Origin of the sequence: Micromonospora reichwaldensis (assembly GCF_031845925.1) — a bacterium.
Classification (GTDB): Bacteria; Actinomycetota; Actinomycetes; order Mycobacteriales; family Micromonosporaceae; genus Micromonospora; species Micromonospora reichwaldensis.
In genome coordinates, this window is the sequence record NZ_JAVRFL010000028.1 from 55189 (window position 1) to 76893 (window position 21705).

General features: G+C 73.5%; 21 protein-coding genes, 1 pseudogene and 1 riboswitch. Of the genes and pseudogenes, 15 read left to right on the forward strand and 7 right to left on the reverse strand.

The window, feature by feature from the left end; genetic code table 11:
- The first annotated feature begins 119 nt into the window (after window positions 1-119).
- The 13 genes from RM555_RS22070 (at window position 120) to dinB (ending at window position 14008) form a co-directional block, all read left to right on the forward strand.
- A complete protein-coding gene (locus RM555_RS22070; RefSeq protein WP_311413525.1) occupies window positions 120-812 on the forward strand; it encodes an RraA family protein in 693 nt (230 codons plus the stop codon).
- A gap of 75 nt (window positions 813-887) precedes the next feature.
- Window positions 888-999: riboswitch (SAM riboswitch) on the forward strand.
- A gap of 31 nt (window positions 1000-1030) precedes the next feature.
- Window positions 1031-1162, forward strand: coding sequence for a hypothetical protein (locus RM555_RS22075; RefSeq protein ID WP_255474704.1), 132 nt, complete (start codon window positions 1031-1033; stop codon window positions 1160-1162).
- Window positions 1163-1272: 110 nt separating this feature from the next.
- A complete protein-coding gene (locus RM555_RS22080; RefSeq protein WP_311413526.1) occupies window positions 1273-2127 on the forward strand; it encodes an ABC transporter substrate-binding protein in 855 nt (284 codons plus the stop codon).
- Between the two features lie 40 nt (window positions 2128-2167).
- On the forward strand, window positions 2168-2947 hold the full coding sequence (locus RM555_RS22085; RefSeq protein ID WP_311413527.1) for an amino acid ABC transporter permease: 780 nt from the start codon (window positions 2168-2170) through the stop codon (window positions 2945-2947).
- Window positions 2948-2949: 2 nt separating this feature from the next.
- Entirely contained in the window at window positions 2950-3687 is a 738-nt protein-coding gene (locus tag RM555_RS22090) for an amino acid ABC transporter ATP-binding protein (protein ID WP_151453656.1), read from the forward strand.
- A gap of 106 nt (window positions 3688-3793) precedes the next feature.
- The gene (locus RM555_RS22095) at window positions 3794-4924 is read left to right on the forward strand and encodes a peptidoglycan recognition protein family protein (protein ID WP_311413528.1); all 1131 of its coding nucleotides are present in this window, start codon (window positions 3794-3796) and stop codon (window positions 4922-4924) included.
- Between the two features lie 120 nt (window positions 4925-5044).
- Window positions 5045-5458, forward strand: a complete 414-nt coding sequence (locus tag RM555_RS22100) for a VOC family protein (protein ID WP_311413529.1) — start codon at window positions 5045-5047, stop codon at window positions 5456-5458.
- 171 nt (window positions 5459-5629) lie between these two features.
- Complete coding sequence (locus RM555_RS22105) at window positions 5630-7777, forward strand: amylo-alpha-1,6-glucosidase (protein WP_311413530.1); 2148 nt, start codon at window positions 5630-5632, stop codon at window positions 7775-7777.
- Between the two features lie 99 nt (window positions 7778-7876).
- A complete protein-coding gene (locus tag RM555_RS22110) occupies window positions 7877-9097 on the forward strand; it encodes a PP2C family protein-serine/threonine phosphatase (protein ID WP_311413531.1) in 1221 nt (406 codons plus the stop codon).
- Window positions 9098-9204: 107 nt separating this feature from the next.
- A complete protein-coding gene (locus RM555_RS22115; protein ID WP_311413532.1) occupies window positions 9205-10779 on the forward strand; it encodes an FMN-binding glutamate synthase family protein in 1575 nt (524 codons plus the stop codon).
- 162 nt (window positions 10780-10941) lie between these two features.
- Window positions 10942-12135: an MFS transporter gene (locus RM555_RS22120; RefSeq protein WP_311413556.1), complete on the forward strand. Its 1194-nt coding sequence runs from the start codon at window positions 10942-10944 to the stop codon at window positions 12133-12135.
- A 60-nt stretch (window positions 12136-12195) separates the two neighbouring features.
- Window positions 12196-12720 (forward strand): GNAT family N-acetyltransferase, encoded by a 525-nt coding sequence (locus RM555_RS22125; RefSeq protein WP_311413533.1) that lies wholly within the window; start codon window positions 12196-12198, stop codon window positions 12718-12720.
- Between the two features lie 100 nt (window positions 12721-12820).
- On the forward strand, window positions 12821-14008 hold the full coding sequence (gene dinB, locus RM555_RS22130; RefSeq protein ID WP_311413534.1) for a DNA polymerase IV: 1188 nt from the start codon (window positions 12821-12823) through the stop codon (window positions 14006-14008).
- 16 nt (window positions 14009-14024) lie between these two features.
- On the opposite strand, the gene RM555_RS22135 is transcribed toward dinB, so the two are convergent.
- On the reverse strand, window positions 14025-15644 hold the full coding sequence (locus tag RM555_RS22135) for a Na+/H+ antiporter (RefSeq protein ID WP_311413557.1): 1620 nt from the start codon (window positions 15642-15644) through the stop codon (window positions 14025-14027).
- Window positions 15623-15787, reverse strand: a pseudogene (locus tag RM555_RS31060) (chitobiase/beta-hexosaminidase C-terminal domain-containing protein); the annotation flags it as partial. The pseudogene RM555_RS31060 and the gene RM555_RS22135, both read right to left, overlap by 22 nt.
- A 135-nt stretch (window positions 15788-15922) precedes the next feature.
- Between RM555_RS31060 and RM555_RS22140 the strand changes: the two are divergent.
- Entirely contained in the window at window positions 15923-16408 is a 486-nt protein-coding gene (locus tag RM555_RS22140; RefSeq protein WP_311413535.1) for a hypothetical protein, read from the forward strand.
- Window positions 16409-16613: 205 nt separating this feature from the next.
- On the forward strand, window positions 16614-16946 hold the full coding sequence (locus RM555_RS22145; RefSeq protein ID WP_311413558.1) for a hypothetical protein: 333 nt from the start codon (window positions 16614-16616) through the stop codon (window positions 16944-16946).
- Between the two features lie 31 nt (window positions 16947-16977).
- Here RM555_RS22145 and RM555_RS22150 read toward each other — a convergent pair whose 3' ends face one another.
- From RM555_RS22150 to RM555_RS22170, 5 genes are all read right to left on the reverse strand, one after another.
- Window positions 16978-17538 carry a dihydrofolate reductase family protein gene (locus RM555_RS22150; protein ID WP_311413536.1) on the reverse strand — a complete coding sequence of 187 codons (561 nt, stop codon included), beginning with the start codon at window positions 17536-17538 and terminating at the stop codon, window positions 16978-16980.
- A gap of 112 nt (window positions 17539-17650) precedes the next feature.
- On the reverse strand, window positions 17651-18295 hold the full coding sequence (locus tag RM555_RS22155; protein WP_311413537.1) for a dihydrofolate reductase family protein: 645 nt from the start codon (window positions 18293-18295) through the stop codon (window positions 17651-17653).
- A gap of 43 nt (window positions 18296-18338) precedes the next feature.
- On the reverse strand, window positions 18339-18749 hold the full coding sequence (locus RM555_RS22160) for a hypothetical protein (RefSeq protein WP_311413538.1): 411 nt from the start codon (window positions 18747-18749) through the stop codon (window positions 18339-18341).
- Window positions 18713-18901 (reverse strand): hypothetical protein, encoded by a 189-nt coding sequence (locus tag RM555_RS22165; RefSeq protein ID WP_311413539.1) that lies wholly within the window; start codon window positions 18899-18901, stop codon window positions 18713-18715. Before RM555_RS22165 ends, RM555_RS22160 begins: the two co-directional genes overlap by 37 nt.
- 106 nt (window positions 18902-19007) lie before the next feature.
- On the reverse strand, window positions 19008-21428 hold the full coding sequence (locus RM555_RS22170; protein WP_311413540.1) for a carbohydrate-binding module family 20 domain-containing protein: 2421 nt from the start codon (window positions 21426-21428) through the stop codon (window positions 19008-19010).
- Window positions 21429-21705: the final 277 nt, after the last annotated feature.

Sequence of the window (21705 nt, forward strand, 5' to 3'; positions counted from 1 at the left end):
TCTAGACCCGAACGCCGCCACCGGTGGGGGCCAGCCGCGCCGGATTGGCCCTGGCCACCGCGCCGACCGGCCGCCCTACGATGACGGCCCACGACTCGCCGCACCGCCGGGAGGACGTCATGCGGGAGCGCTTCGCCGACCTGTCCACGCCGCTGATCGCCGACGCCTGCGTACGCCTCGGCGTGCCCCCGCGCGCGGCGCCGGCCGGGATCCGGGCGGTCGTCCCCGGTCACCGCCTCGTGGGCCGGGCGCTGCCGGTGCGCCACCACGGCAGCGTGGACGTGTTCCTGGAGGCGTACGAGAACGCGATCCCGGGCGACGTGCTCGTGATCGACAACGGCGGCCGGAGCGACGAGGCGTGCGTCGGGGACCTGGCGGTGCTGGAGGGCGTCGAGGCCGGCATCGCCGGGCTCGTCGTCTGGGGCCTGCACCGGGACACGCCCGAGCTGGTGGAGATCGACCTGCCCGTCTTCAGCTACGGCAGCCTCCCGGCGGGCCCGGCCCGCCTCGACGCGCGGGAGCCGGAGACGCTCACCAGCGCCCGGGTCGGGCCGCACGTGGTGACCGCCGACGACCTCGTCGTCGCCGACGACGACGGGGTGCTGTTCGTGCCCGCCGCGCGGGCCGCGGAGCTGTTCGCGGCGGCGGAGCGCATCGGGACCGTCGAGCGGGTCCAGGCGCGGCGGATCCGCGCCGGGGAGACGCTGCGGGAGCAGACCGCCTTCGCCGACTACCTGGCCCGCCGCGCCGCCGACCCCGCCCACACCTTCCGGCAGCACCTGCGGCAGGTCGGCGGGGCGATCGAGGAGTGACCACCCGAAGGCGCGCGTGAGGGTGGTCATAGCGGCTGGACGCCCCACCGTGGCGGGCTGCTAGCCTCGTCGGCAGGTCATGAGCGCCAGCGTCAAGCCCCGGCTCGCTGGCCGGCAACCCTCGTCCGCGCAGGGGTGCCCCGGGTGAGGACCAGGCACCGGAGCGGCTCCGGTGCAAGCGCGGCCTGGTTCCCAGGTCGTCCCGACCGAGGAGAGCCATGCCCGTCCGCATCTGCGCCCCACCGGCGGTCCCCGCCGTGGCCCCGACGTCGCCGGCGCTGATCCGGCGCCGCCACATCGACATGATGCGGGTCTGCGCCACCTCCTGTCGCCCCGGCGACGCGCGCTAGCCGCGCCACCCCTTCTTTCCCCGCACCATTCCAGCGGTACGCCCACCGGGCGCACCGTCGGTGACGCGCGCCCCGTGCCCGTCGCCGCAGACACCTCATCGGAGACACCTGTGCGAATCATTTCCTCCCTCACCCGCGCCGCCGCCCTCGGCGTGGCCGCCGTCCTGGCCGCCACCACCCTGACCGCCTGCGGCGACGACGCGGCCGGCGCGGCCGACAACCCGTACGGCCTGCTCCAGCCGGGCGTGCTGCGCACCGGCACGCTCACCGACGCCCCGCCGAACGTCTACCTCAAGGACGGCAAGTTCACCGGCTTCGACAACGACCTGCTCGTCGCGGTCGCCGGGAAGGTCGGCCTCAAGGTGGAGTTCGTCGGCACCGACTTCTCCGCCCTGCTCTCCCAGGTGAACAACCGCAAGTTCGACGTCGGCAGCTCCTCGATCACGATCACGGAGGCGCGCAGGAAGACCGTCGACTTCGGCAACGGCTACGACTTCGGCCACTTCGGACTCGACGTGCCGGCCGGCTCGTCGATCACCGGCTTCGACCAGCTCGCCGGCAAGCGGGTCGTGGTCGTGCAGGGCACCGTCCAGGACGACTACGCCACCGGCGAGGGGCTCGACCCGGTCCGGGTGCCCGACTACAACGGCGCGATCAACCAGCTCAAGGCCGGCACGGCCGACGCCTGGATCGCCCCCGCCGAGATCGGCGACAAGTCGGCCGCCGACAGCGCCGGCAAGATCACCGTGGCGGCCAAGCTGCTCAGCCCGGCCCCGACGGCGTACGCGTTCGCCAAGGGCAACGACAAGCTGCGCGAGGCGCTCGACAAGGGCCTCGACGAGGTGATCGCGGACGGCACGTGGAGCCGCCTGCAGGCCCAGTACTACCCGGGCCGTCCGATCCCGGCCGACTTCACGCCGGGCAGCGGCACGGTCGCGGTGCCGTCGGCGTCGGCCACCTCCTGAGACGGACGGACGACGAGCGAGCGGGGCGGTAGGAGCGACGATGGATCCGTTGAGCACCCTGTGGGAGACCTTCTTCGACGCCGACTCCATGCGCGAGGCGCTGCCCGAGATGCTGACGGTGGGGCTGCCCAACACGCTGATCCTGGCGATCTCCGCCGCCCTGCTCGGCTCGGTGCTGGGCATGGCGCTGGCCGTCGCGGGCATCTCGCGTACCCGATGGTTGCGGTGGCCGGCGCGGGTCTACACCGACGTGTTCCGCGGCCTGCCCGCCGCGGCGACGATCCTGCTCATCGGCGTCGGCCTGGCGCCGCTGGGCATGCAGGTGTGGGGGCCCAACCCGTATCCCCTGGGCATCCTGGCGCTGTCGCTGATCGCGGCGGCCTACATCGGCGAGATCTTCCGCTCCGGCATCCAGTCGGTGGAGGCCGCCCAGCTGGAGGGGGCCCGGGCGCTGGGTCTGTCCTGGGGCGAGGCGATGCGCCTGGTGATCGTGCCGCAGGGGATCCGGCGGGTGCTGCCGGCCTGGGTGAACCAGCTGATCGCGCTGATCAAGGACTCCAGCCTGGTCTACTTCCTCGGCCTGCTGGCCAGCCAGCGGGAGCTGTTCCGGATCGGGCAGGACTACGCGGCGAACACCGGCAACCAGTCGGCGCTGCTGCTGGCCGGGCTGTTCTACCTGACGCTGACGGTTCCGCTGACGCACGCCGTCAACTGGATCGACCGGCGACTGCGGCACGGCCGGCAGGCCGCCGCGCCCGCTGACGGCGACGACGACCTCGACCTGGCGCTGCCGGGCGCGGCGGGAGGGAACCAGCGATGAGCATCGACACGACGACCTCGGTGAGCCTGAGCGTCCGCGACGTGCACCTGGCCTTCGGGTCACACCGGGTGCTGCGCGGGGTGGACCTGGACGTGGCGCGCGGGGCGACGGCCTGCGTGATCGGCCCGTCCGGGTCGGGCAAGTCCACCCTGCTGCGCACGATCAACCGGCTGATCGAGCCCGACCGTGGCGACGTGCTGCTGGACGGGCGCAGCGTGCTGGCCGACGACCCGGACGCCCTGCGGCAGCGGATCGGCATGGTCTTCCAGCAGTTCAACCTCTTCCCGCACATGAGCGTGCTGCGCAACGTCACCCTCGCGCTGCGCCGCATCCGCAAGCTCGGTGAGGACGAGGCGGTGGCCGTCGCCCGCGAACACCTGGAGCTGGTGGGACTGGCGGCCAAGGCCGACGCCCGCCCGGCGCACCTGTCGGGCGGGCAGCAGCAGCGGGTCGCGATCGCCCGCGCGCTGGCGTTGCGCCCGCAGGTGATGCTCTTCGACGAGGCGACCTCCGCCCTGGACCCGGAGCTGGTCAAGGGGGTGCTCGGGCTGATGGCCGAGTTGTCCGCCGGGGGCATGACGATGGTGGTGGTCACCCACGAGATGGGCTTCGCCCGCGAGGTCGCCGACACCGTGGCGTTCATGGACCGCGGCGTGGTGCTGGAGGCCGGCGAGCCGGCCGCGATCTTCGAGCGGGCCGAGCATCCCCGGCTGCGCCGCTTCCTCTCCCAGGTGCTCTAGCGCCCGGCCGACGCTTGGCAATATCCTCCACTGCACACGCGACGCCTGGAGTTCCTTTTCACGGGGCCGCCCCCGCCCCCACCTCCGGCCGCAGAGGAGAGACGCCATGCACGTCGAGAGTTCCGCACTGGACCGCCGGACCCTGCTGCGGGCCGGCCTCGGCGCCGCCACGGTCGCGGTCGTCGGCAGCCAACTCGCCCTCCCCACCGCCGGGCAGGCGGACCCCGGCGCCGACCTGGACTGGATCTACAGCTGCGACGAGTGGGGCGCGCGCCCGCCGGCCGACCCGCTGGCGGTCAGCGCCATCCCCACCAACAAGATCATCGTGCACCACATGGCGTTCCCGAACGTCACCGACTACTCCGAGGCGCAGGCGGTCAAGCTGGCCCGCGACTGCCAGAACCTGCACATGGACGGCAACGGCTGGTCCGACACCGGCCAGCACTTCACGATCAGCCGCGGCGGGTACGTCATGGAGGGACGCCGGGGCAGCCTGGAGCGGTTGCACGCCGGCGACCGGCAGATGATCTCGGCGCACTGCCCGGGCGAGAACGGCCGGGCCATCGGCATCGAGAACGAGGGCACGTACGTCACCGAGACCCCGCCGGAGGCCCTGCTGGACTCGCTGGTCACGCTCTGCGCGACCATCTGCCGGCGGTACGGGCTGCACGCCCACGACATCTTCGGCCACTGGGACTTCCGCACCACCCTGTGCCCCGGGGCCGCCTTCTACGGGCAGTTCCCCGCCCTGCGCCGCCGGGTCTTCGAGGCCCTCGGCACCGACCTCGCCGACGTGCCGGCCCGCCGCTGGCCGGACCTGTGGCGCTTCGTCGGCTCCCCCAGCGTCCGGGTGGTGCAGTACCTGCTGGCCCACCGCGGCTACACCGTGCCCGTCAACAGCGTCTTCGACGCCGCCACCGTCGCCGCGGTGCAGGACTGGCAGTACCGCAACGGCATCCCGGTCGACGTCGACGCCACCCTCACCGCGCCCACCTGGGAGACCCTGGTGCCGGAGCTGGGCGCCCACGCCAGCGGCGCGCCTGTCACCGCCGCGCAGTTCCTGCTCAACTACCGGGGCTACCCCGAGGTTGCCGTCACCGGCGAGTACGACCACGCGACCAGGACGGCCGTCAAGGACGTCCAGCGTCTGCACCGCCTGCCCGCGCACGGCAAGCTGGACCTCGACACCTGGTGCGCGGTCGTCGGCGGCGTCGTACGCCGGTCGTTCCGCCACTGACCACCGCCGCCGGCCCGCCGGGGCGGACGCACCGGCGGGCCGGCGAAACGCGGTCGCACCTCACCTCCGCCAGGCCCCTGATCTGCGACGATGGGTCCGTCGCGACCGGAGGAGGGTGCTGTGGCGTCTCGACTCAACCCGTACTTCAGCTTCCCGGGCAACGCGCGGGAGGCGATGGAGTTCTACCAGCGCGTGTTCGGCGGTTCGCTGTCGACGAGCACCTTCGGCGCGATGGGCACCGACGACCCCGCGCTGGTCGACAAGATCATGCACGCGATGCTGGAGACCGACCGGGGCTTCACCCTGATGGGCTCGGACACCGCGCCGGGCATGGAGCACGACCCCGGCAACAACGTCTCCGTGAGCCTCAGCGGCGACGACGCCGACGAGCTGCGCGGCTACTGGGAGCAGCTCGCCGACGGCGGCACGGTGACCGTGCCGCTGGAGAAGCAGATGTGGGGCGACGAGTTCGGCATGTGCGTCGACCGCTACGGCATCGGCTGGATGGTGAACATCGGCCAGCCCCGGGACTGACGAGGTGTAGCGGCGGCGCGAACGGGTAGGGACCGCTGTCCGGCGGGCCCGGGCGGTGCGCCCCGGCCCGCAGCCGCCGGCCGGAGGGGTGCACCCGATGCTGTCGCCGCCCGCGCACCCACGGCCCGCCCGCCCCGCCCGGCGCGCCCGCCCGAGCCCGCCCCGGCCGCGATGACCCGGGTCCGGAACCTGCGCGTCCGCCCGGACCTGCTCTACGTGGCGAGCGGCTGGAGCACCCTGGTGACCGACGTGCGCGGCCGGATCACGGGCGCCGGCCCGCAGGGCTTCTTCGCCCGCAACACCCGGGTGCTCAGCACGGAACGCCTCAGCGTGGACGGCCGCGAGCCGGTCCCGTTCAGCACGGCCAACGTGGCGGGGCACGCCCAGCTCTCGTACGCCGCCCTCGGCGACGGCGACACGCTGCCCTCCCGCGCGGCCTACCTGCTGGTGGAGCGCTTCGTCGGCGCGGGGCTGCGGACCCGGCTGACCGTGGTCAGCTACGCGGCCGTGCCGCTGGACCTGCGGCTGCGGATCCACCTCGCCGCCGACTTCGCCGACACCAGCGAGGCCGAGACCGGCCGCCGGGTGCAGTCCGGCACGGTCGACGCGAGCTGGGACGACCGGGACCGGGAGCTCCGCCTGGCCTACCGGTGCGACGGCCTCGACCGGGCGGTGGCGATCGGCGTACGGGCCGACACGCCCGTCCGGTACGCCGATGCCGCCCTGACGGTCGACCTCGCGGTGCCGCCCCGGGGGTCCCGCCGGGTGGAACTCCTCGTCGAACCCGTCTTCGACGGGCAGCGCCTCGCCGCGCCGCCGCCGACCTTCGCCGAGCCGGACGACGCGGCCGCGCGCGCCCGGGGCACCCTGGCCCGCGAACTCGCGCGGCTCGCCAGCAGCAACTTCGACGTCACCGCCGCCTGGCGGTGCGCGGTCGACGACCTGTCCGTGCTGCCGCTGGGCGAACCGGAGGGCCCCACGGCGCCCATGGCCGGCCTGCCCATCTACCAGGAGATCTTCGGCCGCGACACGATGACCGCCTCGTGGCAGTCGCTGCTCGCCGGGTCGACGATGCTGGCGGACAGCCTGCGGCTCAACGCCCACCACCTCGGGCGGCGCGTCGACGACTGGCGCGACGAGGAACCCGGCAAGCCGTTGCACGAGGCCCGGCGGGGGCCGGTGTCCGCGCTCGGGATCGACCCGTTCGACGGCTACTACGGCGACTGGTCGACCGCGCCGGACTTCCTGGTCTTCCTCGGCCAGTACCTGGCCTGGACCGGGGACCTCTACACGGTACGGGAGCTGCTGCCGACCGCGCGGCGCGTGCTGGGCTGGATCGACCGGTTCGGCGACCTCGACCGGGACGGCTTCCTCGAATACCACCGCCGGTCCCCCGCCGGCCTGAAGAACCAGGGGTGGAAGGACTCGGACACCGCCATCGTCGACGAGCACGGCGAGGTGGTGCCGAACCCGATCGCGACCAGCGAGTTGCAGGCCTACTGGTACGCCGCGCTGCGGCACGCCGGGGTGGTGTTCGCCGCGGCCGGCCACCCCGCGTACGGCGCCGGGCTCATCCGGCGGGCCGCCGCCCTGCGGCGCCGCTTCCACCGGGCCTACTGGATGCCGGACCGGGGCTGCCACGCGTTGGCGCTGGGGCCGGACAAGCGGCAGGTGCGCTCGGTCAACTCCAACGACGGCCACCTGCTGGCCACCGGGATCGTGCCCGCCCGCATCGCGCCCCTGGTCGCCGACCGGCTGCTCGCCCCCGACATGTTCAGTGGCTGGGGGGTGCGCACCCTGTCCTCGGCGCACCCGGCGTACGACCCGTTCAGCTACCACCGGGGCAGCGTCTGGCCGGTCGAGGCGGGCACGATCGGCCTGGGGCTGGCCCGGTACGGCTGCTGGGAGCACCTGCACCGGCTCGCGGAGGGGATGTTCTCCGCGGCGGCGCTCTTCACGGAGCACCGCCTGCCGGAGGTGCTCAGCGGACTGCCCCGCGACGACGCCCATCCGCACCCCGGCGTCTACCCGGACTCCTGCTCCCCGCAGGCCTGGTCCGCCAGCGCGGTCGTCGCGCTGATCCAGGCGCTGCTGGCGCTGCGCCCGGCCGCGCCGCTGCGGACGATCTTCGTCGACCCGCACCTGCCGGAGTGGCTGCCGGACCTCACGCTGGAGGGCGTGCGCGTGGGCGGGCGCACCGTCGACCTGACCGTACGGCGCGGGCGCGGCGGGCGCACGTCGCTGCGCGCCCGGGGCGACCGGATCGCGGTGGTCCGCCGGCCCACGCTCCAGGCCTCGGCGACCCGCCGCCGGTCCTGACCGGCCGATGCCCGGACCAGGTCCGTGGAGACGCCGCGCCCGGGCCGGCCGGCACAGCGCGGAATCGGCGCCCGCCGCCGTCAGGGCTAGGATCCGGTGGTGGGCGGTCAAGGGCTCATCCAGGACGACGAACGGTTGCGCCGCATCGAGGCGGTGACCGATGCCACGCTGTCCCGCCTCGACGCGGCCGACCTCTTCGACGAGCTCCTCGACCGCGTCCGGGACCTGCTCGACGTCGACACGGCGGCCATCCTCATGCTGGACACGCACTCCCAGCAGCTCGTGGCCACCGCGGCCAAGGGGCTGGAGGAGGAGGTCCGGCAGGGGTTCCGCGTCTCCGTGGGCCGCGGGTTCGCCGGCCGGATCGCCCTGACCGGACGGCCGGTGGTCATCGAGGAGGTCACCCCCGACGTCGTGGTCAACCCGGTCCTGCTGTCGATGGGGCTGCGGTCGCTGCTCGGCGTGCCGATGTTCGCCAGGGGCGAGCTGATCGGCGTGCTCCACGTCGGCACGCTGGGCCACCGCCGGTTCACCACCGACGACGTACGCCTGCTGGAGCTGGTCGCCGACCGGGCCAGCCTGGCCAACCTCGCCCGGTCCAGCAACCTCGACCACAACGCCGCCCTCGCCCTGCAACGCAGCCTGCTGCCCGCCCAGCTGCCCCGCCTGCCGGGCCTGGACATGGCCGCCCGGTACGTGCCCGGGCACGTCGCCGGAATCGGCGGCGACTGGTACGACGTGTTCGTCCTGCCCTCGGGCTGGCTGGGCCTGGTCATCGGCGACGTGTCGGGCCACGGCCTGCAGTCGGCCGTGGTCATGGGGCGCGTCCGCAGCGCGCTGCGCGCCTACGCGCTGGTCTGCGACGACCCGGCGGAGGCGTTGACGCTCCTCGACCGCAAGGTCAGCCACTTCGAGGCCGGAAACCTCACCACGGCGCTCTACGCCATGGTCTCCCCCGACCGGACCCGCATCCGGCTCTCCGCCGCCGGGCACCTGCGCCCCGTCCTCGCCGCGCCGGGCCAGCCGGGCGCGCCCATCCCGGTCCACGCCGACCCCCCGCTCGGCACGGGTCGCCGGCCGCCGCCCCGGCAGCAGGCGGAGGTGGACTTCCCGCCGGGCGGGGTGCTCGTCTGCTTCACCGACGGCCTCGTCGAACGCCGCCACGAGGTCATCGACGTCGGCCTCGACAAGCTCGCCGACGTGGTCCGGCCGGCACCGGCCGAGCAGGTGTGCGCCGCGGTCATGGACGCCCTCGGCGCCGAGCAGCCGACCGACGACATCGCCATGCTGGTCGTCCACCGGCTCCTGACGCCGCACTGATCCGTCGGGCCGCCCTGCGCGCCCAGGAACGCCGTCCGGATGGGCGACGCCGGCCGCGTGGTCGCCGGCCCGTTTGGCGGGAGGCGATCGCGGAAAGAGTGGCGGACATGAAGTGGGCAAGCCGAGCCGTACCCGCCGCCGTCGCCGCCGTCGCGGCCCTCGCCGCGCGTGACCTGATCCAGCGCGACCACGCGTTGCTGCGCAACTTCCCGGTCCTCGGCCGGGCCCGGTACCTGCTGGAGTCCATCGGGCCGGAGCTGCGCCAGTACATCGTCGCGGGCAACAACGAGGAGCGGCCGTTCACCCGCGACCAGCGCCGCTGGGTGTACGCGTCGGCGAAGCAGCAGAACAACTACTTCGGCTTCGGCACCGACAACGACATCGAGTTCACGCCCGGATATCCGATCATCAAGCACCGCACCTTCGGCCGGGCCGTCCCGCCGTCGACGCCGGACGCCGGACACGACGTGCGGCTGCCGTGCGCCAAGGTGCTCGGCGCCGCGCGGGGCCGCGCCCACGCGTTCCGGCCCGAGTCGGTGGTGAACATCTCCGGGATGAGCTTCGGCTCGTTGTCCGGCAACGCCGTCGAAGCGCTCAACCGGGGCGCCGCCCTGGCCGGCTGCCTCCAGAACACCGGCGAGGGCGGGCTGTCGCCGTACCACCGCAAGGGCGGTGACCTGGTCTTCCAGATCGGCACCGCGTACTTCGGCTGCCGCGACGAACGTGGCCGGTTCAGCCTGGACCGGCTCAGGGACCTGGTCGCCGGCGCGCCGGTGCGGGCGCTGGAGATCAAGCTCAGCCAGGGCGCGAAGCCCAGCCTCGGCGGCCTGCTGCCGGCGGCCAAGGTCTCCGCGGAGATCGCGGCGACGCGGGGCATCCCGCAGGGGCGCGACTGCGTCAGCCCGTCGCGGCACGCCGAGTTCTCCGACTGCGACAGCCTGCTCGACTGGGTGGAGCTGCTCGCCACCGAGACGGGCCTGCCGGTCGGCATCAAGTCCGCGGTGGGCGACCTCGGCTTCTGGGAGGAGCTGACCACCCTGATGCGTGACACCGGGCGTGGGGTCGACTTCGTCACCGTCGACGGCGGCGAGGGCGGCACCGGCGCCGCGCCACTGATCTTCACGGACTCGGTGTCGCTGCCGTTCCAGCAGGGCTTCACCCGGGTCTACAAGGTCTTCGCCGAGCGCGACCTGCACGAGCAGGTGGTGTTCGTCGGCGCCGGCAAGCTCGGCCTGCCCGACAACGCGGTGGTGGCGTTCGCGCTCGGTTGCGACATGGTCAACGTCGGCCGGGAGGCGATGCTGGCGATCGGCTGCATCCAGGCCCAGAAGTGCCACACCGACACCTGCCCCACCGGCGTCGCCACCCAGAACCAGTGGCTCGCCCGGGGCGTGGACCCCGGCTCGAAGTCGGTCCGCGCGGCCAACTACGTCCGGACGCTGCGCCGCGACCTGGTCAAGGTCGCCGAGGCCTGCGGCGTCGAGCACCCGGGCCTCATCGACACCGACGCGATCGAGATCCTCGACGGCCGGACCGCCTCGCACCCCCTGCACGAGGTGTACGGCTACCGCCCCGGGTGGGGCCTGCCGTCCGCTGCCGACCGGGCGCAGATCGCCCGGCTGATGACGGCGGAGGCCCCGCAGGGCGGCACCGCCCCGCCCTCGCCGACCGCGATGTCCTGACCCGCCCACCGGTCGCCGGACGGCACCGGTCGCGGCGTGCCCGCCGACCCGCCGGTGACGCGCCGGACGGGACCTGGCCTGCCGACCATCGCCCGGGTCCTCTGGTCGAGGAGATCGACGAGGGCCTTTCTTGGGCATGCCGCGTCTGTCAGGATCCCCTGCATGGTCACTGGCTCGATGTCGCTGGGGCGGCCGTTCTGGACGTTCTGGAGCGCCGCGGCTCTCGCCAATGTCGGTGACGGTATCCGGCTGGCCGCGTTTCCCCTGCTCGCCGCGTCGCTCACGACCAGTCCGGTCGGGGTGGCCGCGGTCACGGCGGCCCAGGCGTTGCCGTGGCTGGTGACCGGTCTACTCGCCGGGTCGTTGGCCGACCGCCGCGGCGCCCGTACTCTGCTCGCCCAGGCGGACGTCGCCCGGGTGATCGTCCTGGCCGTCCTGGTAGTGGCCGTGGCGACGGGCTGGGCGTCGCTACCGCTCGTCCTGCTGGCCAGCTTCCTGCTCGGTGTCGGGGAGACCGTGCGCGACACGGCCGCACAGACGGCACTTCCCGGCCTGGTGCCCGACCGACTGCTCGAACGCGCCAACGGGAGACTGGCGGCTGGCGAGATCGTCGGAAACGAGTTCGTCGGCCCGCCGGTCGGCGCGGCGCTGTTCGTGATGGGTACGGCGCTGCCGTTCGCGGCGAACGGTGCGTCCCTCGCCCTGGCAGTGATGCTCGTACTGACCCTGCCGCTGAGCCTGGCCGCCCGCCCGCCGGCGGCGGCGACGCAGGTCGACCAGGGCGTGGCGGCTGGTCTGCGATGGCTGGTACGCCACCGCGTGCTGCGGACGCTGGCGGTGGTCACCGCGGCGGTCGCCGCGGCGGACAGTGCCTGGTTCGCGATCCTGGTGCTGTACGCGACGAACCGACTCGGCACCGGCACGGCCGGCTTCGGCATCATGCTCGCCGTCGGTGCCCTCGGCGGTCTGCTCGGCTCGCTCGTCGCCGACCGGCTCGTCGCGGGCCGCCGCCATCGCGTGGTCCTCGCCTGGTCCTTGGCCATCACCGCCGGTATTCCCGCGGTGCTTGCGGTGACCTCCCAGTTGTGGGCTGCAGTACTCGTCATCGTGGTCACGAGTGGCTCGTTCGCCGTGCTCAACGTGACGGCCGTGTCGCTGCGGCAGCGTCTGGTGCCCCGCGAACTGCTCGGCCGTGTGGTGGCGGCTGGCCGCACCCTGAGCTTCAGTGCCGCCGCCGTGGGGGCGTTGCTCGGCGGCGTGCTCACGTCGACGATCGGAATCGAAGCACCGTTCGTGTTCAGCGGGCTGGTCGCGGCCACCGCGACGGCCGCGTGGTCGGTCGCGTCCCGGCCGTAGCGACCGGATCGCACCCGATAATGGCGCGCGCCCCGCACTCGCGCCGCCTATCGTGGCGCGGTGCTGATCAGACGCGAGACCCCCGCCGACGTCGACGCGATCCGGGCGGTGCACCTCGCCGCCTTCGCCGACCCGGAGAAGCCGGACGCCGTACCCGTCGAGGCGGGGTTGGTGGACGCGCTGCGGGCGGACGACGGGTGGCTGCCGGCCCTCTCCCTCGTCGCGGCCGACGACACCGGGCGGGTGGTCGGGCACGTGGTGTGCACCCGTGGCCGGGTCGCCGGCGAGCCGGTCGCGCTGGGGTTGGGCCCGCTCGGCGTGCTGCCGGCCTGGCAGCGGCGCGGGGTCGGCTCCGCGCTGATGCACGCCGTGCTCGGCGCGGCCGACGCGCGCGAGGAGGCCCTGGTGGTGCTGCTCGGGCACCCCGACTACTACCCGCGCTTCGGGTTCCGCCCGGCGGTCGACCTCGGCGTCACCCCGCCGCAGCCGTGGGGGCCGCAATACTTCATGGCCCGCCCGCTGAGCGCGTGGCGGTCGTCGATCCGCGGCGGGTTCCGCTACGCCCGCCCGTTCGACGCGCTGTAGGCGAGCCGCCAGCGGCCTGACCGACGGCCGAACGATGCTATCCGGCGACGTTCGGGCAGGTCAGTACCGCAGTCGCGGGTCCGCGTGCGAACATGTGTTCGTGTCGCCCGAGGCCAGCATCCTGCATGCCGACCTGGACGCGTTCTACGCGTCGGTCGAGCAGCGGGACGATCCGCGCCTGCGCGGCCGGCCGGTGATCGTCGGCGGGGGCGTGGTCCTCGCGTGCAGCTACGAGGCGAAGGCCCGCGGCGTCCGCAGCGCGATGGGCGGCCGGCAGGCCCGGCGGCTCTGCCCCGAGGCGATCGTCGTGCCGCCGAGGATGGCGGCCTACACGGCGGCGAGCCGCGCGGTGTTCGAGATCTTCCGACGGACCACCCCGGTCGTCGAGGGGCTCTCCATCGACGAGGCGTTCCTCGACGTGGGCGGACTGCGCCGGCTGGTCGGGCCGCCCGCCGACATCGCCGCCCGGCTGCGCCGGGACGTGCGCGAGGGGGTCGGCCTGCCGATCACGGTGGGCGTGGCCCGCACGAAGTTCCTCGCCAAGGTGGCCAGCGGCGTCGCGAAGCCCGACGGCCTGCTGGTCGTCCCGCCGGACGGGGAGCTGGCGTTCCTGCACCCCCTGCCGGTGGAGCGGCTGTGGGGCGTCGGGCCGGTGACCGCGACGAAGCTGCGCGAGCGGCGCATCCGTACGGTCGGGCAGGTCGCCCGCCTCGGCGAGGCGACGCTGGTCTCGCTGCTCGGCGCGGGCGCCGGTCGGCACCTGCACGCCCTGGCGCACAACCGCGACCCCCGGCCGGTGCAGGTCGGCCGCCGGCGCTCCTCGATGGGCGCGCAGCACGCCCTCGCCGCCGTGCCGCACTCCCCCGCCGAGCTGGAGGCGGTCCTCGCTGGCCTGGTCGACCGGGTGACCCGGCGGATGCGGGCGGCGACGCGGGCCGGCCGGACGGTGACGCTGCGCCTGCGGTTCGGCGACTACACCCGTGCGACCCGCTCCCGGACGGTGGCCAAGGCGACCGCCGACACGGCCCCGCTGCTCGCCGCGGCGCGGGCGCTGCTGCGGGCCGCGCTGCCCGAGATCGAACGGCGGGGCGTGACCCTGCTCGGCGTCTCGGTCGGGAACCTGGACGACTCCCCCGTCCAGCCGCCGCTGCCGTTCGACCGCGATCCGGGGGCGGACCTGGACGCGGCCGTGGACGCCGTGCGCGACCGGTTCGGGTCGGGGGCGCTCACCCGGGCGGTGCTGCTCGGCCGGGACCCCGGCCTGGAGATGCCGCTGCTGCCGGACTGAACCGCCGTGCGGCGAGTCAGGACGGCGGCAGCGACGGCAGCACGCTCTCCTCGTGGTCCAGCTCCCGCTCCAGGATGCGCATGTCGGCGTCGGCAAGGCGGCCCGCGTCCCGCCAGGCGAGCAGTTCGTCCCGCTCGGCGGCGATCATCTCCCGGCGGGCCAGCAGGGCCGCCCGGTAGCGGTCGTCCACCGGCAGCACCTGGTCCTCGACGTGGGAGAGCAGTGCGACCCGTTCGGTGTAGCGCTTGTGCCGGCCCTCGGCCGCCCGACGCAGTGGGGCGGCGACGTCGCGTACGCCCGGGTCGGCCTCGGCCAGGGCGGTCAGCCGGTCGAGGGCGGCCTGCACCGCCGCGGCGCGCGCCTCGTTGCGGGTCAACGCCCGGCTGACGGCGGTGCCCGGCAGCCGCAGCCGGCGCAGCAGCGGGGCGAAGGTCAGGCCCTGACCGACGAGGGTGACCAGCACGACCAGGTACGCGCAGAACAGCAGCAGGTCCCGGGCCGGCGTGCTCGCGGGCAGCGTGAACGCCGCCGCGAGGGTGATGACGCCCCGGGTGCCCGCCCAGCTCAGCGCGAGCAGTTCCCGACCGGACAACGGCGGGTTGTCGGGACGGGGGTCGCCGCCGAGGCGGGCGTGCATCCGGGCGGGCAGGTGCGCGGCGGCCAGCAGCCACATCGGACGCACGAGCAGGACGATGCCGACGGTGACGGCCCCCGCCGCGACGACGGTGCCGGGGTCGTATGCGGCCAGCCCGCGTACGACGGCGGGCAACTGCTGGCCGATGAGCAGGAACACGTAGCCCTCGAGGAGGTACTCCACCAGGTGCCAGACCGAACGGGTCTGCAGCCGTGCGCCGCTGGACTGCAGGGACGCGCTGCGGTGGCCCAGCCAGAGGCCGGCCACGACGACCGCCAGGACGCCGGAGACGTGCAGGCTCTCGGCCGCCACGTAGGCGGCGAACGGGGTGCCCAGGGACAGGGCGTTGTCGGTCAGCGGATCGGAGGCCGCCTTCCGCAGGTACGCGATGACCCACGCGACGGCCATGCCGACGGCCAGCCCACCGGCGGCGACGAACAGGAAGTCGCCCACGGCGTGCCCGACGGAGAACCTGCCGCCGATCGCCGTCGCCACGGCGACCTGCAGGATCGTCAGGGCGGTCGCGTCGTTGAGCAGCCCCTCCCCCTCGACCAGCGTGGTCAGCCGGGGCGACATGCCGGCACGCCGGCCGATCGACAGCGCCGCCACCGGGTCCGGCGGGGAGACCGCCGCGCCCACCGCGATGGCGAAGCTCAGCGGGACGGCGGCCACCACCGCGTTGAGCCCGCAACCCACGGCGAGCGCCGTGACCAGGACGAGCGCCACCGACAGGCCGATCACGGTGCGGGCGTTGCGGCGCAGCGCGGTCAGGCTCGACTGGAGGGCGGCGCCGTAGAGCAGCGGGGGGATGACGAGGTAGAGCACGACCTCGGGATCGAGTTCCAGGTTCGGGCCGGGCAGGTAGCCGTAGCCGATCCCGGCGAGCACCAGCAGCACCGACGCCGGCAGGTGGGTGCGGCGGTCCCCTTGCGGTAGTTGCGGCCGTTGCCGTCGGGGCTGTGGTTGTTCTCGACGTTGCCCGCCGAGTCCACCGATAACCAGTGGAGCCGCGTCCCCGCCGGGACGGTCAGCGTCTCGCCGCCCTCCCGGATGCCGGCCGAGCCGTAGAGCTTCGACGCGTACGTGGGTGCGGCCCGGTCGAGGGTGTAGAAGACGGCGGCCGGCTCGCTGGCGGAGAAGTCAATCCCTGTCGATGTCCCGTCCGGGCCGCCGGTCGACCCGCGGGCCTCCCTGAGTAGGTGTGCTCACGCCCCGCCCGGAGGCCACCCACATACTTGGCCGAGCAGGTTGGACAAGATCGCCGGGAGAAGGCCACAGGCATGACGAAGCAGCACCGACCGACGTCTCCGATCACCGCGCTCGTCCTGGTGCTGTGCAGCCCGGTGGCCGCCTGGTGGCTCATCGGGGACCTGACCGGCGACGAGGCTCGACGGCTCGCCGCCGAGGGCGTCGAGTTGGACTACGCGATCCGGCCGGTGAGCCTCGGTACGGCGGGAGACCAGATCGTCGGTGTCCTCGCGTGCGTCGGCGTCGCTCTCGCGCTCGCCTGGTTGATCCGGGCCACCGCACGCCGCCGCCTCGATCGCCGGTGGTGGTGGGTGCTGGCGCCGCTCGTCGCGGCCGGCGTCCTCCTCGGCCTCGCCTGGCGGGTGCTGACCGCCGGCGGGATCGGCGCCAACATCGGAGCGGGGCTCATGGTCATTGCGGGTGGACCGGCCCTGGCGGTGCTGCTGATCGTCGCCGCAGTCGCGGCGCTGCGGATGCGCCGGAACCGGCCGCCGCGAGCCCCGCACCGCGCCGAGTGAATACCGGCGCGCCGGGGAGAACTACGTCGGCAACGGCAGCCCGCCGGCCCGTCTCGGCAGGGCTGCTCGGTGAGCTGGCTCACCCGGCCCCGGCCTGCGCGCCCTCCGGCGCCCTGTTGCGCAGCCTGGAAGGGGTGCCGAGGTTTCGCCGGCAGGCAGACTGGAGAAGGTGAAGATCACACCTGCGCTCAAGGGGGATCAACTCGTGTCCGACACCACCGCCCGGTCCGACCGTCAGGCAGACCGTCCCGCCGAGGTGACCGACCCGCTGCTGTGGAAGCTCGCCCTCGACGTGGCCGACGCCCACGAGCCGGACGGGGACGGTGGTTGCCGCAACCTGCTCTGCGCGGGCCAGGCCTGGCCCTGCCCGGCCTGGAACAACGCCCAGCGTGCCCTGCGCATGGCCCGCACCGACTCCGGGCAGCCGTCGCCGCACGCGACACGGCCGACTGGTGGTCAGGGCCGCCCCGACCGTTCAGCGCCCGGGCTGGCGCAGCGCATCCGGCCGAACGACCCGCGGGCCGCGTCGGCAGCCTAGGCCGTGTCGTAGCGGTGCCGGTGACGCCGGGTCAGCCGTCCACGCGGTAACGCGCGAAGATCGTGCCCTGCGAGAACGTGTGCTGGTCGAGCAGGGTCAGGTTGCGGCGGACGCGGTCGGGGAGGGCGCGCGTGCCACCGCCGACGAGCACCGGGCAGATGATGAGGCAGATCTCGTCGACCAGGCCGGCCCGGTGGGCCTGGGCGGCCAGGTTGGCGCCGCCGATCGCCAGGTCGCGCGTGGCCGACTCCTTGAGGGCGCGGACCGCCTCCGGGTCGAACGTGCGCTCGATGCGGGTGCGGGCGCTGCGCGGCTCCGCCAGCGTGGACGAATATACGATCTTGTCGGCGGAGCGCCAGATCTCGCTGTAGTCGAGGATGTAGTCGGGGTGGCCGGGCTGCTCGTGGGCGGTCTCCCAGTAGGACATCACGTCGTAGAGCCGGCGGCCGTACAGGTGGGTGCCGATGCCCCGGTCCAGGTCGTTGAGGAAGCGGTGCACCTCTTCGACCGGCTCGCTCCAGCCGAACTTGCCGTTCTCGTCGTTGACGTAGCCGTCGAGGGACACGATGTCGGTGTTGATCAGCTTGGCCATCTCTCCGCCTAGGGGTCGGGTCGTGGCATGCGACCGTCAGCAGTCAGGTGGCCCAGTATGAGACGGGGGCCCGACAATCCGGCGGCCCGCCCGGGCCACCTGTCGGGCGGCTTCAGTCGTCGCGTCCGGCACCGCGATCGGGTGCGCTCATGTCCCCCGTCGCGGGCGTGCCGTCGGCGAGCCCGTAGCGCAGGTAGACGGTGCCCTTCGGGCCGGCCACCGGCGGTTCGAGAAGGGTGACGTTCGTGGGCACCGCGCCACCGTCGAACACCTTCTTCCCGACGCCGAGCACGATCGGGTGCACCCAGAGGTCGAGACGGTCGAAGAGCTTCTCGCGCAGGAGGGTCTGCACCAGGTTCAGGCTCCCGACGACCTTCACGTGCTCGTGCCGGTCGCGGATCTCGCGCACCGCGCCGGCCAGGTCCGGGCCGAGCTGCGTGGACCCGGCCCACGAGAGGTCGGGCCTGCCGCGGGAGGCCACGTACTTCGGGACCCTGTTGAAGAGCGTGGCGATCTCGTCGTCCTCGCCGCCCTCCTGGTGCGGCCAGTAGGCGGCGAAGATGTCGTACGTCCGCCGGCCGAGCAGGAGGGCGTCGGTGCCCTCGTAGGCGGCACCGACCTGCGCCCCGGAGACCGCGTCCAGCAGGGGCGCCTGCCAGCCGCCGAACGGGAACCCGACCGGGTCCTCGTCGGGGCCACCGGGCGCCTGCCCGACGAGGTCGAGGGTCGCGAACAGTTCGATGTGGATCAGGCCCACGTCCTACCCCCGGTGAGTTGGTGTTCGATCCGGCACTCGGCACTCACGATAGATCACGGACCGTGTCCGGACGGGTGACCGCGCGCGCTGCGGCGTGCCGAGCGAAGACCTCGCGGACGGCGGGCAGCTCGTCGCCCTCGTCCGCGTCGACGTACCAGCCCTGCTCCGTGTCCGCGACGACGGCCTCCGGGGTGAGGAAGTCCCGGCCGAAGTGGTAGACGCCCAGGCAGTAGGCGAACTCGGAACCGATCATCGGGTCGATGCCGGTCTGGTCGCAGTGGTCCAGCAGGCCTTCGGCGACCCGCCACTGCTCGCCGTCGAACCAGAACACGCCGCAGGCCCAGTGGATCGTGCGGCCGGTCGGCACGTCGACGACGGCGCCGAACCGCTTGTTCGCCGGACGGTCGCGCACCAGGGTCAGCAGCAGCGCGCGCCCGTCCGGGGCAAGTGCCACACGGTCGACTGTCCACCGCCGTCGTCCCAGGCGAACCGTTCCGCCCCGTCGACCGTGGTCGGCGCGTGGAAGGTGAGTTCGCTGACGATCGCCGCGCGCCGGCGTACCTCGCCGATCGGGGTGGCGCGCAGCGCGTGCCAGGTCTCGTCCATGGGCAGCCATGGTAGCCACCGCGGGGGCGGCGCCCGACCCGCCGGCGGCGACGCGCGGTCCGGTCGGCCGGGTGGCCGGCCCCGGCGGGGCCGGCCACCGGTGGCGTCAGCGCCAGGTGTCGGTGCGGGTGTGGGTGCCGCCCGCCGGGGTGGTGAAGCTCCGGTTGCCGCCGGACTCCCAGGTGACGGAGCCGTTGGCGTTCTTCTTCAGGTACTTGTACTCGACGACGGTGTTCGGCGGCAGGCTGATCGTGGCCCGCCAGACCGGGTAGTCGGCCGGGGAGAGCGCGACCGCGTTCGCGGGGTTCCAGCCGCCGAGGGCGGGCAGGTTGCCGACGACGTACACGTTCTGGCCGAAGGAGGTGGTGGCCGTGGCGTGGAAGGCCGTGGCGACCGGCCCGGCGGTGTCGCCGCGGAAGGTCTCGGTGACGGTGTGGGTGCCGCCCGACGGGGTGGTCAGGCTCCGGTTCGCCCCGGATTCCCAGGTGACGACCCCGGCCGCGGTCTTCTTGATGAACTTGTACTCGACGGTGGCGGAGCGGGGCAGGTCGGCCACGCCCCGGAACACGCCACCGGCGGCGGGCAGCCGCACCGCGTTCGCCGGCGCCCAGTTGCCCAGCGCCGGGACGCCGCCGACCACGTAGACCTCCTGGCCGGCGGCCACGGTGGCGGTGACGGCGAAGGTCGTGGCGACGGCGTCGCCGACGGGGCCCGGCACGTAGGTGTCGGTCCGGGTGGTCGTGCCGCCTGCGGGGGTGGTGAAGGTGCGGCTGGTAGCCTCCTGCTCGACCACGGTGGACCCGCTCTTGACCAGGTACCGGTAGGAGACGGCGGTGGCCGCCGGCAGGTCCACAGTCGCGGTCCACGCGCCGGTGGCGGTACGGGTGAGCGGCACGGCGGTGGCCGGGTCGCCGGTGCCGAGCGCGGGGGTGTCGCCCACGAGGTGCAGCGTCCGGTCGGCGGGCAGCGAGGCGGTGGCGGTGAACGTGGTGGCCACCTTCGCGGCGGGGCCGCCCCGGGCGTTGGCGTGGATGGCGACGGCGCCGTTGGCGGGGATGGTGACGGTGGCCCGGCCGCCGGTCACGGTGACCGTGGCGCCGGTGCACCCGGCGGCCGAGGCGGCGCCGGAGATGACGTCGCAGTACGCGCCGTCGGCGAGGCCGGTGACGAACTGGGCGGTGCTGGCGGCGGCGGAGTCGTTGATACCGATCCACCCGCGGTCGCCCCGGTGGAAGCCGATGACGTTGCTGTTGACGACCGTGAAGTCCGAGACGGTCTTGACGTTGCGGGCGGTGTTGGCCCAGCCGACCATGCCCTTGATCCCGGTGGACCGGGTCAGGCAGGTCCAGGCGCCGCCGCAGACCGTGTCGGTCACGTGGCCGCTGCCGGTGGCCGGCGGCGACTGGTTGCGGTTGGTCCAGGTGAAGCTGTCGTAGACCGAGGGCTTGCCGTGCGGGTACGCCAGCGCGAAGTAGTTGGCCAGGGTGTAGTCGCTGCCGTTCTTGTAGGACAGCACCACCCCGTCGCGTTCGAGGTCGTGGTTGGTGACCATGGCGAAGACGTTGGCGCTGGGCGCGTCGAGGTTCCAGTGGGGAACGTTCGCGAGGTTCGCGATGGAGCCCTGGAAGCTGGAGCGCAGGCCCTTGGCGTACCCGAAGTCGAGCACGTCGCCGTTGCCGATGAACGCCCGCGCCTTGAGCGCGTCGTTGGAGGCGCCGTCGAAGATCTCCTGGGCGACGTACGGGCGCTTGTTCTCCGCCACGGTGTTGTTCAGCTTGCCGAGAATGGCCGCGAAGTCGGCCTTCTTGACGTGCTTGACCGCGTCGACGCGGAACCCGTCCACGCCCAGCCCGATGAGGTCGTTGAGGTACGCAGCGATCTTGTTGCGGACCTGCTCCTTCTCGGTGTACAGGTCCGACAGGGAGAGCAGTTCGCAGCTGGTCACCTGGGACTCGTTGTTCCAGTCGGTGATGCCGCCGGAGGTCGGGCAGTTGTCGCCGGGGTGGTGGAAGTCGCCGTAGCCGTAGGGCACGGCCGGGTAGTCGTAGCCGGTGAATGTGGTGCCGGCGTAGCCGACGGTGCCGGCCGCGTTGTTGACGCCGGCCATGTGGTTGACGACCGCGTCGACGTAGACGCGCACGCCGGCCGCGTGGCACGCGGTGACCATGGCGGCGAACTGCTGGCGGTTGCCGAACCGGCTCTCCAGCTTGTAGGACACGGGCTGGTACACCTCGTACCAGGGGTGCGCCCCGTCGGCGCTGTTGGGCAGGCTCACCGACTCCTGGGGCGGCGCGACCTGGACGGCGCCGTAGCCCGCGGGGCCGAGGTGGTCGGTGCAGGCCGCGGCGACCGAGTTCCAGTTCCACTCCCACAGGTTCGCCGTCACCTCGCTGTCGTTGAGGGCGACGGCGGCGTGGGCGGGCGCGGCGGCGGTGGCCACGAGCGGGGTGGCGCCGGACGCGACGACGGCGGCGGCGAGGAGCAGGCGGGGGATGCGGGCGCGCAGGGGCGGTGTGGATCGTGCCATGACAGAAGGACCTACTTCCGGGGACGAAGAGGCACTGACGAGAAGGGACGGCCGTCCGGGTAGCAAAGACAATGCTCGATCGACGGCAGGATCTGCAATACCTTGCAGCAAACTTCTCGAAATTTCATGGCAACATTGCCGGGGTGATCGCTGCGGACCTGGCATATCATCCGCAAACACCGTGAGGCCGGCGTTCCACGATGGATCGCCGGCCTCACGTACTGCAACTCCTTGCAAGAGCTGGCACCGGGTGTAAGGAAGGGCCCCTTGTTAACGC